This window comes from Kineococcus rhizosphaerae (assembly GCF_003002055.1).
GTDB classification, from domain to species: Bacteria; Actinomycetota; Actinomycetes; order Actinomycetales; family Kineococcaceae; genus Kineococcus; species Kineococcus rhizosphaerae.
In genome coordinates, this window is record NZ_PVZF01000004.1 from 266,413 (window position 1) to 280,296 (window position 13,884).

General features: G+C 75.5%; 11 protein-coding genes. 6 read left to right on the forward strand and 5 right to left on the reverse strand.

Annotated features, from left to right (window positions below; all coding sequences use genetic code 11):
* Window positions 1-2 precede the first annotated feature (2 nt).
* Window positions 3-689, reverse strand: coding sequence for a response regulator (locus tag CLV37_RS10430; protein ID WP_106209934.1), 687 nt, complete (start codon window positions 687-689; stop codon window positions 3-5).
* On the reverse strand, window positions 686-2,368 hold the full coding sequence (locus tag CLV37_RS10435) for a sensor histidine kinase (RefSeq protein WP_106210184.1): 1,683 nt from the start codon (window positions 2,366-2,368) through the stop codon (window positions 686-688). Before CLV37_RS10435 ends, CLV37_RS10430 begins: the two co-directional genes overlap by 4 nt.
* A 46-nt stretch (window positions 2,369-2,414) precedes the next feature.
* Between CLV37_RS10435 and CLV37_RS10440 the strand changes: the two genes are divergently transcribed.
* Window positions 2,415-3,764, forward strand: a complete 1,350-nt coding sequence (locus CLV37_RS10440; RefSeq protein ID WP_106209936.1) for a cation:dicarboxylate symporter family transporter — start codon at window positions 2,415-2,417, stop codon at window positions 3,762-3,764.
* Between the two features lie 48 nt (window positions 3,765-3,812).
* On the opposite strand, the gene metX is transcribed toward CLV37_RS10440, so the two are convergent.
* A complete protein-coding gene (gene metX, locus CLV37_RS10445) occupies window positions 3,813-4,979 on the reverse strand; it encodes a homoserine O-acetyltransferase MetX (protein WP_106210186.1) in 1,167 nt (388 codons plus the stop codon).
* Window positions 4,980-5,085: 106 nt separating this feature from the next.
* The gene (locus CLV37_RS10450) at window positions 5,086-6,432 is read right to left on the reverse strand and encodes a bifunctional o-acetylhomoserine/o-acetylserine sulfhydrylase (RefSeq protein ID WP_106209938.1); all 1,347 of its coding nucleotides are present in this window, start codon (window positions 6,430-6,432) and stop codon (window positions 5,086-5,088) included.
* Window positions 6,433-6,767: 335 nt separating this feature from the next.
* Between CLV37_RS10450 and CLV37_RS10455 the strand changes: the two genes are divergently transcribed.
* From CLV37_RS10455 to CLV37_RS10465, 3 genes are all read left to right on the forward strand, one after another.
* Window positions 6,768-7,121 carry a hypothetical protein gene (locus tag CLV37_RS10455; protein WP_106209940.1) on the forward strand — a complete coding sequence of 118 codons (354 nt, stop codon included), beginning with the start codon at window positions 6,768-6,770 and terminating at the stop codon, window positions 7,119-7,121.
* Window positions 7,122-7,307: 186 nt separating this feature from the next.
* Entirely contained in the window at window positions 7,308-8,318 is a 1,011-nt protein-coding gene (locus CLV37_RS10460) for a zinc-dependent alcohol dehydrogenase (RefSeq protein ID WP_106209942.1), read from the forward strand.
* 104 nt (window positions 8,319-8,422) lie between these two features.
* Window positions 8,423-11,092 carry a putative bifunctional diguanylate cyclase/phosphodiesterase gene (locus CLV37_RS10465; protein ID WP_106209943.1) on the forward strand — a complete coding sequence of 890 codons (2,670 nt, stop codon included), beginning with the start codon at window positions 8,423-8,425 and terminating at the stop codon, window positions 11,090-11,092.
* A 12-nt stretch (window positions 11,093-11,104) separates the two neighbouring features.
* Here the strand turns inward: CLV37_RS10465 and CLV37_RS10470 are convergent, their stop codons facing one another.
* Window positions 11,105-11,701 carry a VTT domain-containing protein gene (locus tag CLV37_RS10470; protein WP_106209945.1) on the reverse strand — a complete coding sequence of 199 codons (597 nt, stop codon included), beginning with the start codon at window positions 11,699-11,701 and terminating at the stop codon, window positions 11,105-11,107.
* Between the two features lie 133 nt (window positions 11,702-11,834).
* Between CLV37_RS10470 and CLV37_RS10475 the strand changes: the two genes are divergently transcribed.
* Both CLV37_RS10475 and CLV37_RS10480 read left to right on the forward strand, forming a co-directional pair.
* Window positions 11,835-12,230, forward strand: coding sequence for a hypothetical protein (locus tag CLV37_RS10475; RefSeq protein WP_106209947.1), 396 nt, complete (start codon window positions 11,835-11,837; stop codon window positions 12,228-12,230).
* Between the two features lie 170 nt (window positions 12,231-12,400).
* Window positions 12,401-13,822 carry an EAL and HDOD domain-containing protein gene (locus tag CLV37_RS10480; protein WP_106209949.1) on the forward strand — a complete coding sequence of 474 codons (1,422 nt, stop codon included), beginning with the start codon at window positions 12,401-12,403 and terminating at the stop codon, window positions 13,820-13,822.
* The last annotated feature ends 62 nt before the right edge of the window (window positions 13,823-13,884 follow it).

Sequence of the window (13,884 nt, forward strand, 5' to 3'; positions counted from 1 at the left end):
GTTCAGAGCGCGGGCGTCGGGTGGTAGGCCAGTTCCGGACGACCCGACCCGCCGTAGCGGGGTTCGCGCCGGGCCCGGCCCGTCGTCGTGAGGTGTTCGAGGTACCGGCGCGCCGAGACCCGGGACAACCCGGTGACCGTCGCGACCTCGGCGGCCGATAGCCCTTGTCCCGCAGGGGCTTCGCGCAGGGCGGCGACCACGGTCTGCAACGTCGGGGCCGCCACCCCGCGCGCCGGCCCGTTCGCGGTCCGCAACTGCGCCAGCGCCTCGTCGATGGCCTGCTGGTCGATCCCGAACTCCCCCGAGGCCGCGGCGACGTCGGCCCGGAACCGCGCGTAGGCGCGCAGCCGCTCCTCCAGGGCCGCGGTGGTGAAGGGTTTCAGCAGGTACTGCACGACGCCCATCGACAGCGCCTGGCGCACGACCGCCGGGTCGCGCGCGGCCGTCACCGCGATGACGTCGGCGGGCACCGCGGCCGCCCGCAGCGCGCGCAGGACCTGCAGCCCGTCGACGTCGGGCAGCGTCATGTCGAGCAGCACGAGGTCGACGGCGTGGGCCCCGACGGCGGCGAGGGCCTCGCGCCCGGAGTGGGCGACCGCCACGACCGCGAACCCCGGGACCCGGGCGACCTTCTCGGCGTGCCCGGCGGCCAGCAGCGGGTCGTCCTCGACGACGAGGACCCCGATCACGGCTGCCCCACCGGCAGCTCCACGACCAGGGTCCCGCCGCCGTCGTCGAGCGTCACGGGTTCCTCGACGCGCACAGACCCCCCGTGCCGGCGCACGACCTGCCCGACGAGGGCCAGCCCCAGCCCGTGCGCACCCCCCGGCGAGAGCCGGTGCTCCTTGCGCGACCAGCCGCGCTGCATCGCCAGGTCCAGGTCGTCGGCCCGCAGCCCGGCGCCGGAGTCGGTCACGCGCACCTCCACGCGCTCGCCGACCCCCCGGATCCGGACCCGCACCCACCGCGGCCCGGGCGCCCCCAGGGCCGCCTCGACGGCGTTGTCGACGAGGTTGCCGACGACCGTCACGAGGTCGCGCGCCGGCAGCAGCCCGTCCGCGAGCGCGGTGTCGGGTTCCACCTCCAGCTCGACGCCCCGCTCGGCGGCCTGGGCGGACTTGCCGACGAGCAGCGCCGCGACGGCCGGGTCGGCGACGTCGGCGACGACGAGGTCGGTGAGCTGCTGCGCCGCAGCCAGTTCCGCAGTGGCGAACGCGACGGCCCGCTCGGGCTGGCCCTGTTCGACGAGGGTCACGACGACGTGCAGCCGGTTCGCGGACTCGTGGGCCTGGGAGCGCAGCGCGTCGGCGAGCCCGCGCACGGCGTCGAGGTCGCGGGTGAGGGCCTGCAGCTCGGTGTGGTCGCGCAGGGTGACGACGGTCCCGACGCGGCGGCCCTCCCAGTGCGCGTCGAGGCGGCTGACGACCAGGACCCGGTCGTCGGTGACCTGGACGTCGTCGACGACGTCCTCCGCCGAGTCCAGGAGCCGTTGCAGCGCAGGGGGCACGTCGAGGGTCCCGTCCTCGCGCGTGGGCAGCAGGCGGCGGGCCTCGTCGTTGACGACGCGCTGGCGGCCGGCGGGGTCGACGACGACGAGCCCTTCGCGCAGGGAGTGCAGGACGGCGTCGTTGACCTCCCACAGCCGGGTGAGGTCGGCCGGTTCGAGGCCGTGGGTGCGGCGGCGGACCCAGCGCGACAGCAGCCACGACCCGGCCACCGACAGCCCCAGCGCCAGGGCGAGGGCGGCGACGAGGACGGGCAGCCGGTCGAGCAGGTCCTGGGTGACCGAGCGGGTGGCGACCCCGACGGCGACGGCGCCCACGACCGCCCCGTCGTCCCCGCGGACCGGCAGCACGGCGCGCACGGACGGGCCGAGGGTCCCCGTGTAGGTCTCCACGACGCGGCCCCCGGCGAGGGCCTCGTCGGCGTGCCCGACGAACGGCTGGCCGATGCGGGCGGGGTCGGGGTGCGTCCAGCGGATCTTGTCGCGGTCCATGACGGTGATGAAGTAGACGCCCGTGGCCCGGCGGACGGCCTCGACGTGCGCGTCGATCGCGGCCCGGTCGGCGCTGGCGGGGTCGGCCAGGCCGTCGCGGACGTCGGGGGACTGCGCGACGGCGGCGGCGACGTCGGTGACCTCGACGGTCGCGTCGCGGCGGGTGTCGGTGCGCAGCTGCCAGCCCAGGGCCGCGGTGGCGCCGACGACGACGACCAGGACGACGAGCAGCTGCAGGACGAGGACGCGCGAGGCCAGCGTCCAGTGCCGTTCACGGCGCCCGCGCCGTCCGCGCGGGCGTCCGGGCGGTCGTCCCGGGACGTGAACGAAACGACCGGAAGCAGACGACTTCGACGTCGACGTGACCACCATCACCCAGCACCGCTCCCGCCGTCGCGACCACCCACGAGAGGGTCCCATGAGCACTGTCGCTCAGAAGCACACGCGAGACCGCACGCACTTCCTCTACATCGCCGTCATCGTGGCGGTGGGCCTGGGCATCGCCGTGGGCCTGCTGTTCCCCGACGTGGGCAAGGAGCTCAAGCCGCTGGGGACCGGGTTCGTGAACCTGGTCCGGATGATGATCGCCCCGGTCATCTTCTGCACCATCGTGCTCGGCATCGGGTCGGTCCGGGCCGCGGCGCAGGTCGGCCGCGTCGGCGGCACGGCCCTGCTGTACTTCCTGGCGATGAGCGGGTTCGCGCTCGTCATCGGCCTGCTCGTCGGCAACGTGCTGCCGGTGACCGACCTGCAGCTCACCGACGACCTGCGCGGGCAGGGCGCCCAGCTCGCCGAGAAGGCCCACGAGAGCGGCGGCTCGGTCGACTTCCTGCTCGGGATCATCCCGACGTCGCTGTTCTCGGCCCTGACCGACGGGTCCGTGCTGGAGGCGCTGTTCGTGGCGCTGCTCGTCGGGTTCGCGCTGCAGGGCCTCGGCGAGACGGGGCAGCGGGCGCTGCGGGCGATCGAGACGGTCAAGAAGGTCGTCTTCAAGGTCCTCGCGATGGTCATGTGGGCCGCGCCCGTCGGGGCGTTCGGCGCGATCGCGGCCGTCGTCGGCGAGACCGGGGTCGACGCCCTGAAGGCGCTGGCCACGGTGATGGTCGGGTTCTACCTGACCTGCGCCGTGTTCGTGTTGGTCGTGCTGGGGCTCGTGCTGCGCGTCGTCGCGAAGCTGAACATCTTCAAGGTCCTGCGCTACACGGCCCGCGAGATCCTGCTCATCGTCTCCACGTCGAGCTCGGAGACGGCGCTGCCGCGGCTCATCGCCAAGATGGAGCACGCCGGGGTCTCGAAGTCGACCGTCGGGATCACCGTCCCGACGGGGTACTCCTTCAACCTCGACGGCACCGCGATCTACCTGACGATGGCCTCGCTGTTCATCGCCAACTCCCTCGGGCAGCCCATGTCGGTGGGCCAGCAGGTCTCGCTGCTGCTGTTCATGGTCATCGCCTCCAAGGGGGCCGCGGGCGTCTCCGGCGCCGGGCTGGCGACCCTCGCCGGCGGCCTGGCCTCGCACAAGCCCGCGCTGCTGGACGGGGTCGGGCTCATCGTCGGCATCGACCGGTTCATGTCCGAGGCGCGCGCGGTGACGAACTTCATCGGCAACACCGTCGGGACCCTGGTCATCGCGACGTGGAGCCGGACGCTGGACCGCGAGCAGCTCACCGAGGTGCTCGCCGGCCGCCGCCCGTTCGACGAGACGTCGATGGACCCGGCGAACGAGGCGGTCACGGACGTGCGCGCGGAGTCCCGCGTCCCCGCCTGAGCGGTTCCCTGAGGGCCGTGGCCGGTGCGCTCGCACCGGCCGCGGCCCTCAGCGGCGTCCGAGGGCCAGCGTCTCGGCCACGAGCGGGGCGATCTGGTCGGCCTCCAGCAGGAACCCGTCGTGCCCGGACGTCGAGCGCACGACGCGCAGCCCGCCGACGGCGGCGGGGGCCGCCTCGACGATGCGCCGGGAGTCGGCCACCGGGTAGAGCCGGTCGGAGTCGACGGCGACGACGACCAGGGGCGTCGTGATCGCCGCGAGCGCCACGTCGGTGCCCCCGCGCCCGAGGCCGACGTCCCAGGTGTTCATGGCGTCGGTGAGCGCGACGTAGGAACCGGCGTCGAAGCGGCGCACGAGCTTGTCGGCGTGGTGGTCGAGGTAGCTCTGGACGGCGTAGCGGCCCGGCTCGGTCGGGGACAGCGGGTCCTCGCCGAACTGGGCTTCGCGGCCGAAGCGCAGGTCGAGCTCGGCCGCGGTCCGGTACGACAGGTGCGCCAGGCGCCGGGCCAGGCCGAGGCCGGTGTGCGGGCCCTGCCCGTCGGGGGCGGAGTGGTAGTCCCCGCCGCGCCAGCCGGGGTCGGAGACGATGGCGGTGATCTGGGCGCTCTGGCCGCCGATCTGGTCGGCCGTGGCGGCCGCGGCGGAGGCCAGGACGAGCGCGGCGCCGACGCGGCCGGGGTGCGCCGCGGCCCACTCCAGGGACCGCATGCCGCCCATGGAGCCGCCGAGGACGGCCGCGAACCGGGCGACGCCGAGGTGGTCGGCCAGGCGCGCCTCGGCGGCGACCTGGTCGGCGACGGTGAGCCGCGGGAACGCCGAGCCCCACGGCCGCGTCGTGCCCGGCCGGTGCGACGAGGGGCCCGTGGAGCCCTGGCAGCCGCCGACGACGTTGGCCGCCACGACGAACCACTCGTCGGTGTCGAGGGCCTTGCCGGGGCCGACGAGGGCGGACCACCACCCGGCGGTGGGGTGCCCGGGACCGGCCTCGCCGGTGACGTGGGTGTCGCCGGTGAGGGCGTGCTCGACGAGGACGGCGTTGGAGGCGTCGGCGTTCAGCGTCCCCCACGTCTCGTAGGCCAGGCGGACCTGCGGGAGGAGACCGCCGAGCTGCAGAGGGAGGTCGCCGACGTCGGCGAACCGCCGGTGCCCGGCGGGGTCGCCCTCGCGCCAGCCGCCCGACGCCGGGGGCGGGGCCGGGCGGAAGGCCCGCGCCACCTGTCCCGGGACCTCGGACGCCAGATCCTGACCCGCACCCACGTCGACGACCACCACTCCTGCTCGATCCCCCGCTCGGCTTCCCAGTGTCCCTGACGTGCGCGGGTCAGGCGGACGCGCTGGTCGACGCCGGGGCCGACGCCGAGGCGGCGGCCGCGAAGCCGAGCTCGAGGTCGGCGAGGATGTCGTCGACGTTCTCCACGCCCACGGCGAGGCGGACCAGGCCGGGGGTGACGCCGGAGGCGGCCTGCTCCTGCGGGGTGAGCTGGCTGTGGGTCGTCGAGGCGGGGTGGATGACCAGGGAGCGGACGTCGCCGATGTTGGCGACGTGGCTGTGCAGCCGCAGCGCCTCGACGAAGGCCTTCCCGGCGGGCAGGCCGCCGGCGATCTCGAAGGCCAGGACGGCTCCGGACCCCTTCGGGGCGTACTTGCGCGCCTGCGCGTGCCAGGGCGAGGACGGCAGCGAGGCCCAGTTCACCGACAGGACGTCGTCGCGGCCCTCGAGGAACCGGGCGACCTTCCCGGCGTTCTCGACGTGCCGCTCCATGCGCAGCGACAGCGTCTCCAGGCCCTGGGCGATGAGGAAGGCGTTGAAGGGCGCGACGGCGGGGCCGAGGTCGCGCAGGAGCTGGACGCGCAGCTTGATGAGGTAGGCCAGCGGGCCGACGGCGTCGGTGAAGACGACGCCGTGGTAGCTGGGGTCGGGCGTGGTCAGGCCGGGGAAGCGGTCGGAGGCGGCCCAGTCGAAGCGGCCGGAGTCGACGACGGCGCCGGCGACGGAGGTGCCGTGCCCGCCGAGGTACTTCGTCGCCGAGTGCACGACGACGTCCGCGCCGTGCTCGAAGGGGCGGATCAGGTAGGGCGTGGCGATGGTGTTGTCGACGACCAGCGGGACGCCGTGCTCGTGGGCGACGCCCGCGACGGTCTCGATGTCGAGGACGTCGCCGGCGGGGTTGGAGATCGTCTCGCCGTAGAACAGCTTGGTCTCGGGGCGCACGGCCGCGGCCCAGCTGGCGGCGTCGTCGGGGTCGGCGACGAAGGACACGGTGATGCCCATCTTGGGCAGCGTGTGGTGGAAGAGGTTGTACGTCCCGCCGTACAGGCGCGGGCTGGAGACGACGTGGTCGCCGGCGGAGGCGATGTTGAGGATCGCCAGCGTCTCGGCGGCCTGGCCGGAGGCGACGAGCAGGGCCCCGACGCCGCCCTCGAGCGCGGCGATGCGCTGCTCGACGGTGTCCTGCGTCGGGTTCATGATCCGCGTGTAGATGTTGCCGAGCTCGGCCAGGCCGAACAGCGCGGCGGCGTGGTCGGTGTCGCGGAACTGGTAGCTGGTGGTCTGGTAGATCGGCAGCGCACGGGCCCCGGTCGCGGGGTCGGGCGTCTGGCCGGCGTGGACCTGGAGGGTCTCGAACTTCCAGGCAGCAGCGGGTTCGGGGGTGGCGTCGGTGCTCACGGGGGGTCCTTCGGGTCGACGGGTTCGGGGTCGGGCACGCCTAGGGGCGCCGACACAGCCCGTCGAAGAGGTAGGCGCGTCGGCTCGGCCAGAACGGGTCGAGCACGACCAGCGTCGGGAGCACGTTCCGATGGTGCCGCCGCGGTGTTCCCCGGGGCAACTCGCCCGTGGGGACGATCACCGGACGGGACGCACCAAGATCCACTGAGAGTGTTCTCGCGAACACGCGACGAAATCACGAGGAGCGTGGCAGGCTGACCCCGCAACTCTGTGCGATGACTTGATCACGTTCAGCAGCACCCTAGGGCACCTACTACTCATCACGTGGAGCGTCGATGGACGACCAGAGCACCCCCGCGGGCACCCCCGTCGCCGACGAGAGCCTGCAGGTCATCCGCTGGGACACTCCCTCGTGGGCCTCCCGCGGCCTGGAGGTCGAGGGCGGCTGGCTGCACAGCTTCGAGGCGCGCGTCGTCCCGCTCGAGGGCGACGAGGGCGCCGAGCGCCCCTGCCCGGTGCGCCTGGAGTCGACGGACCTCACCTACGCCGAGAACGGGCAGACCGTCCTGCGCCGCTTCGGTCCCCGCGTCTTCATCGGCGACATCGCCCAGCTGTCGCTGCCCGAGGCCCAGCGCCTCGTCGCCGCACTGTCCGAGGTCATCGAGCGCGCCGCGGGCGAGCGCGCCTGACGCTGCCCCTGTCGCCCCGTAGCGGCACGTTGACTCCCCGGTCCCGGTGAAAGAGACCGGGGAGTCAGCGTGCCGCAACAGGTGTGGGCACCGGCGGGGGCACGTTGACTCCCCGGTCCCGGTGAAAGAGCCCCGGGAGGCAACGTGCCGAAACGGGCGGCCCGCCTGGGCCGGTACGTTGCGCCCATGACGCAACGCACCGGCCGCGCCGTCCAGATCACCGAGCCCGGCACCCTCGAACTCCTCGACGCCCCCGCGGCCGAACCCGGCCCCGGCCAGGCGCTGGTCCAGGTCGCCTACTGCGGCATCTGCGGGTCCGACCGCGAGGTCTTCGCCGGGACCCGGCCCGCGGAGTTCGTCCGCTACCCCGTCGTCCCAGGGCACGAGTGGTCCGGCACCGTGGCGGCGGTCGGCCCGGGCGTGCCGGAGTCCCTCGTCGGGCGCGGGGTCGTCGGCCAGGGCATCCGCACCGCCGAGGGCACCCCCGCCTCCCTGGAGGGCGACACCGAGGGCTGGCCGCAGGAGTACGAGGAGACCGGCTTCACCCTCCCCGGCGGCTGGTCGACGTGGCTGACGCTGCCCGCGCGCTACCTGCACGTGCTGCCCGAGGGCGCCGACCTGCGCGCGGCCGCCGGCATCGAGCCCGCGGCGTGCGTGGCCGAGGCCGTCCTGCTCGCCGACGTCTCGGCCGGGTCCAAGGTCGCCGTCGTCGGCGCGGGGACCCTGGGCCTGCTGGCCGTGCAGCTGCTGAAGGGTGCCGGCTGCGAGGTGACCGTCGTGCACCACAACGACGAGCGCCGGGAGCTGGCCACCACGTGCGGGGCCGCGCACTACACCGGTGACGCCACGACGCTGGGCGCCACGTTCGACGCCGTGATCGAGGCCGCGGGCGTGCCCGGCATCGCCCGCACCGCCGTCCGCCTCGCCCGCCGGGGCGGGCGCGTCGTCCTGACAGGCATCCCCGCGCAGGACGCCGACGACCTGTCCTCGCTGGAGCTGGTCAGCCGCAACGTGCACGTCCTGACCGTCTTCGGCGCCCCGACGCGGGCGTGGGCGTACGCCGTCCGCGCGTTCTCCGCCGGCGTCCTGGACCCCACCCCGCTCATCACGCACGAGTTCGACCTCACCGACGCGCAGGCGGCCCTCGACGAGCTCGCCGCCCGCCGCGGCGCGCTGAAGGTCCTTCTGAAGCCCTGAGGTTCTAGACGCGGACCCCCTGCCGTTCTAGGGGATCCGCGGCAGACGGGTGGTTCCGGCCGCCGGCGCTCAACCAGCGCGGTGGCCGGGACGACGACGGCCACGTGACCGCTGCGCGCACCGACACCCCCCGCCCGCGACGCCGCGCGCCCGGCCGCAGCCGCCCCCTGCAGAACACGCTCCTGGCCCTCGTCCTCGTCCCCGTCGTCGGGCTCGGCGCCACGGCCGGGCTCGGCGTCGTGGACCGGCTCGCCCGCGCCCGCGGCGCCGAGACGGCCCTGGCCGAGGTCCGGGCCGCCGTCGCCCTCGGCGACGTCCGCAGCGCCGTCGGCCAGGAGGTCGTCCCCGCCCTCGGCGCGGCCTCCCTGTCCCGGCCCGACGGCCGGGACCCCGTCGCCGGGTCCGACCTGCTCGCCGAGCTGCGCGGCACGACGGCGCTGGGTGACAGCGAACGGGTCACCGACCGAGCCGTGCTCGCCGCCCGCACCGACGCGGGCGCCGACCTGGACGGCTTCCCGGCCCGCCTGACCCAGGCCCGCACGCTGACGGGCACGGACGCCGACACGGGGCTGGCGCTGTACGGCGACCTGCTCGACGAGCTGACCACGGCCGTCAACGCGCACCTGCGCGCCGCGCGCCGGCTCGGCCTGGAAGGCGACCTGGCCACCGCGCTCACCGACCTGCAGCGCGTCTCGCGGGCCGGGGCGCTGGCCAGCCAGGAGACCACCTCCTACCTGAGCGCGGTCCTGCCCGCGCAGACGGGGCGGCGCGACGACTTCCTGCGCACCTGGGGCGGCTACCAGCAGGCCTCGACCGACGTCCTGACGAGCACGACCCCGGGGGTGGCGGCGGCCTGGTCCGAGGCCACCGGCTCGGCCGCGGTCCGGCGGCTGGACCAGGTCCTGGGCCACGCCGCCCTGACCGGCGCGCCGCCGTCGGCGGCGGACCTGTCGACCGTCGGGCAGGGCGCGGCGGCCCGCGACCAGGCCCTCAGCGACGTCCTGGCCGACGCGGCCGGGGTCGTCGTCGAGCTGGCCCAGCAGCAGGCGGACCGGGACCGGGCCGACCTGGACCGGCTGCTCGTGCTCAGCGGTGCGCTCGTCGCGGCGACCCTGGCGGGGACGCTGCTCGTGCGGCGCGAGATCGCCCGGCCGCTGAACCGGCTCGCGGCGCAGTCGCGCGCGGTCGCCGCCGGCGAGCTCGTCGACGTCGACGAGCTGGGTCCGACGGAGGTCCGCGTCGTCGCGCAGGGCCTGTCCGCGGCCGTCGACAGCCTGCGCCGCGTCCGGGCGCAGGCCGACGCGATCGCCGCGGGCGACCTGGACTGCGAGGTCGTGCGCACCGCGGTGCCGGGCCCCCTGGGCGAGGTCGTGCACGCCTCGGTGACGCAGGTCCTGGCCGCCTTCCACGAGCGCGAGCGCCTGCGGGCCGACCTGGCCCACCAGGCGGCGCACGACGCGCTGACGGAACTGCCCAACCGGGCCGAGACCCTCGTCCTGACCGGCCGGGCCCTGCACCGCGCCGCGCGGCAGTTCGGGCGGGTGGGTCTGCTGTTCGTCGACCTGGACCACTTCAAGGCCGTCAACGACAGCTTCGGGCACGCCGCGGGGGACGCGCTGCTGCGCACGGTCGCGACCCGCATGCACGAGACGGTGCGCGGCGGGGACGTCGTGTGCCGCCTCGGCGGGGACGAGTTCGTCGTCCTCGTCGAGGGCGTGGAGGACGAGAAGGGGCTCGTGGACCTCGCCGAGCGGCTCATCGTCGCCGTCAGCGCGCCGGTGGCGCTGACGGGTCTGCCGCAGGCCCAGCACGTGCGGGTGGGGGCCAGCGTCGGGGTCGCCGTCAGCACCCCCGGGGCGCTGGACGCCGAACGGCTCGTCCGGGACGCCGACGCGGCCGTCTACCGCGCCAAGGCCGCCGGCCGGGGCGTCGTGGAGGTGTTCGACGACGAGCTGCGCGCCGAGCTCGCGGCCCGCACGGAGCTGGAGCACGCCCTGCGCCACGGGCTGGAGACGGGTGAGCTCGTCCTCTACTACCAGCCCGTCCTGGACCTGGAGACGGGCCGGACCAAGAGCGTCGAGGCGCTGGTGCGCTGGCAGCGGCCCGGGCACGGGCTGGTGCCGCCGGACGCGTTCATCCCCGTCGCCGAGGCGTCCTCCCTCGTGTGCGACCTGGGGCGCTGGGCGCTGGCGGAGGCGACGGCGCAGCTGGTCCGCTGGGACGCCGAGGGCGGCCACCGCGCGGGGCTGGAGGTGGCGGTGAACATCTCGGGGCGCCACCTGGCGCAGGCGCACCTGCTGGACGACGTCACCGACGCCCTGGCGGACTCCGGGATCGCCCCGTCGCGGCTGACCGTGGAGATCACCGAGACCGTCCTGGTCGACGAACCCCTCGCGCTGGAGCACCTGCGCTCGTTGCGCGAGCTGGGGGTGCGGGTCGCGATCGACGACTTCGGGACGGGGTACACCTCGATCGGGCAGCTGTCGCGGCTGCCCGTCGACGTCCTGAAGATCGACCGCAGCTTCGTGTCCTCGGGCGACGCGGGGCACACCGAGCTCGTGAAGCTGCTCATCAGCGCGGCGCACAGCTTCTCCCTCGGGGTCGTCGCCGAGGGGGTCGAGGAGGACACGCAGCTGTCGGCGCTGCTGGCCGCCTCGTGCGACGCCGCGCAGGGGTACCTGTTCGCCCGGCCCGTCCCGGCCGCCGACCTGCCGGCGGCGGAGGTGCCGGTGGCGGCCGACGCCGTCGCCATCGCCGCCGAGCCCGGGGCGTGAGGCGCCGCCGGTTCAGCGGGCCCGCAGCCGCCGCACCAGGCTGACGACGCCGGAGGCGGCCAACCCGAACGCGACGGCCGCGACCACGCTCACCCACGGCCGGTCGCTGACCCCGCGACCGGCCAGCCCCAGCAGCGCGTACGCCAGCGCCCAGCACACCGCGGGCACGACGTTCGCGACGGCGAAGCGCACCACGGGGTACTCGGTGGCCGCCGCCGCGGCCAGCACGGGGATCCGCGCCCCCGGCAGCAACCGGGACGTCACGAGCGTCCCGACGTCGTGCCGGGACAACCGCTCCCCCAGCTCGTCGAGGTGGCCGTGCGCCTCCGCGCGCCGCTGCAGCCGGCGGCCGAGCCGCGTGTGCGCCCCGCGCAGCAGCAGCGTGTAGAGCACGACGTCGGCCACGTAGGCCGCGGCCGCCCCGACCACGACGACCTCGCCGAGGGAGACCCACGAGCGGTGGTGCCCGAGCGCCGCCATCGCCGAGACGACCGCGCCCGTGGGCAGGACCGGCAGCAGTGCCCCCAGGACCACGGCGGCGAGCAGCACGCACAGGGCCCAGAGCCAGTTGTCGGCGTGGGCGGTCGGGTTCAGCAGGTCGGTCAGCACGGTGCCCCCAGCTTGTCAGGGGCGGTCGCCGACCGTGAGGGCACCTCACGCGGGGCGCCCGTCCCGCGTCCGTACCGGTGACGTCGGGGCTTCGGGCGCCGTCCGCCGCGCGCAGCTTCCTACAGTCCGGGACGTGAGGTTCAACCCGCCGCCGAACTGGCCGCACGCGAACTCCGCGTGGATCCCGCCGGCCGACTGGGCACCCGAACCCGAGTGGGGCCCGGTGCCGGCGGGCTGGCCGCTGCTCGTGGAGGACGAGGCCAGCCGGCGCCGGCGCGCCGGCGCCCTGCTCCTGGGGGCGCTCGCCGGGTTCGTCGCCGGTGCGCTGGTCGTCGTGGCGCTCGACCTGGTCCGCGTCCTCGTCCTCGGGGCCGGACCGCTGCGCGACCTGCAGCACGGCCTCGAGCTCGTCGTCCCCTGGGGCACGGCCGCGGCCGGTGGCGCGCTGAACCTGCGCGCCTGCCGGCGGCGGGCCGCCGAACGCGCGGCGCGGATCGTCGACCTGGCGCGCGACCGGCTCGGCCGCTGAGGCTCCCGGGCCGGACAGGTGCGTCCCCGGGCGGGGCCCCGGTGGCCGGGCCGCCGATCACCCTGATGCCGTAGTCAGGCCGTCGGCCGCGCGTCCGATGCTCCACCGTCGGAGGACGCCGGCGCGCTGAGCGCGGACGCCGCAGCTCCCCGGCGGAGGAGGAGACGGGCATGTCCGGTCAGCGCGTGGTCGAGGCCGCACCGGTGCGGGGGGGCGGCGCGCACGCCGACGCGGGCGACGGTGCGGGGTCCGCGGTGGACGCGGCCTGGGTCGGTCTGCAGGCGATCTGCACCGGTCAGGGCGAGGTGTACGGGTACGAGCTGCTGCACCGCACCGGGGCGGCGAACCGCACCTGGCTGGTGGGCGAGAACGAGCAGGAACGAGCCACCGCCCAGGTCATCGCGGCCACCTTCGGGGCGTTCGGCACCGAGGAGCTGGCCGCGGGCCGCCGCCTGTTCCTCAACCTGACGCGCTCGTTCGTCACCGGGCAGCTGCCGTTGCCCTTCTCCCCCGAGGGGGTGGTGCTGGAGCTGCTGGAGACCGTCGACGTCGACCGCCGGGTGCTGCAGGGGCTGGAGGCGCTGAAGCAGCGCGGGTTCGCCCTGGCCCTCGACGACTTCGACGGCGAGGAGTGGCGGATCCCCGCCGTGGCCCTGGTCGACTACGTCAAGATCGACGTGCAGGTCAGCGGGGACCGCCTGCCGGAGGTCGTCGCCCTGGTCCGGCGGGTGAACCCGGCCGCTGTCGTGGTCGCCGAGCGGGTGGAGACGCAGGAGCAGTTCCAGGTGTGCCGCCGGCTGGGCATCGAGCTGTTCCAGGGGTACCTGCTGCACCGTCCCGACGTCCTGGCCCAGCCGGTGCTCAGCGCCTCGCACCTGACCTGCGTGCGGTTGATCGCGTCGCTGTCGGACCGCGAGGTGGCGCTCAGCCGGGTCGTGGACCTGCTGTCGGCCGACCCGGGCCTGAGCACGCGGATCCTGAAGACGGTCAGCTCGGCCGCCTACGCCCCGGCCGGGGGCATCACCTCCCTGCACCAGGCGGTGGTGATGCTGGGCCCGCGCGAGCTGCGTCACTGGGCGGTGCTGGTGCTGCTGGCCGGGCCCGGGTCGGTGCAGGTCCCCGAGCAGACCCTGACGTGGATCTTCGCCCGCGCCGAGGCGTGCCGGCTGCTGACCCCGACCGACCCCGAGGCGGCCTCCACCGTGGGGCTGCTGTCGGCGGCGGCGCAGGCGCTGCGCTTCGACGTGAGCCGGATCACCGAGGGGTGCGCGCTGCAGCCGGCCATCCGGCAGGCGCTGCTGGACGGGGCCGGGCCCCTGGGAGCCGTCCTCGAAGCCGTCCGCCGGCACGAGGGCGCCCTCCACGAGCGGACCGCCGTCGAGCCCGGGACCTCCCGGCCCGGTGCTGCACGCCCGGCCGGCCTCCGGGGCCCGGCCCTCCCGACGGCCACCGGGACCGGCTCCGGTGGCGTGCCGGTGCCCGCCTTCCCCGGGGCCCTGCGCCCCGCGGCGGTCTCCGCGGCCTACCTGCGCGCCCACGTCGCGGCAGCGGCGAAGGTCGCCGCGCTGAACGGCCGGGCCGTCCAGCCGTGACGGTGGCGCAGGGCGCCTCCGGGGCCGGACCCCACCGTCGCGACCTGCACCGGACGGGACGG

Coding starts and splice junctions, on each gene's coding strand:
- CLV37_RS10435 (WP_106210184.1), bottom strand. CDS start 2,368: ATGGTGGTCACGTCGACGTCGAAGTCGTCTGCTTCCGGTCGTTTCGTT.
- CLV37_RS10440 (WP_106209936.1), top strand. CDS start 2,415: ATGAGCACTGTCGCTCAGAAGCACACGCGAGACCGCACGCACTTCCTC.
- CLV37_RS10455 (WP_106209940.1), top strand. CDS start 6,768: ATGGACGACCAGAGCACCCCCGCGGGCACCCCCGTCGCCGACGAGAGC.
- CLV37_RS10460 (WP_106209942.1), top strand. CDS start 7,308: ATGACGCAACGCACCGGCCGCGCCGTCCAGATCACCGAGCCCGGCACC.
- CLV37_RS10480 (WP_106209949.1), top strand. CDS start 12,401: ATGTCCGGTCAGCGCGTGGTCGAGGCCGCACCGGTGCGGGGGGGCGGC.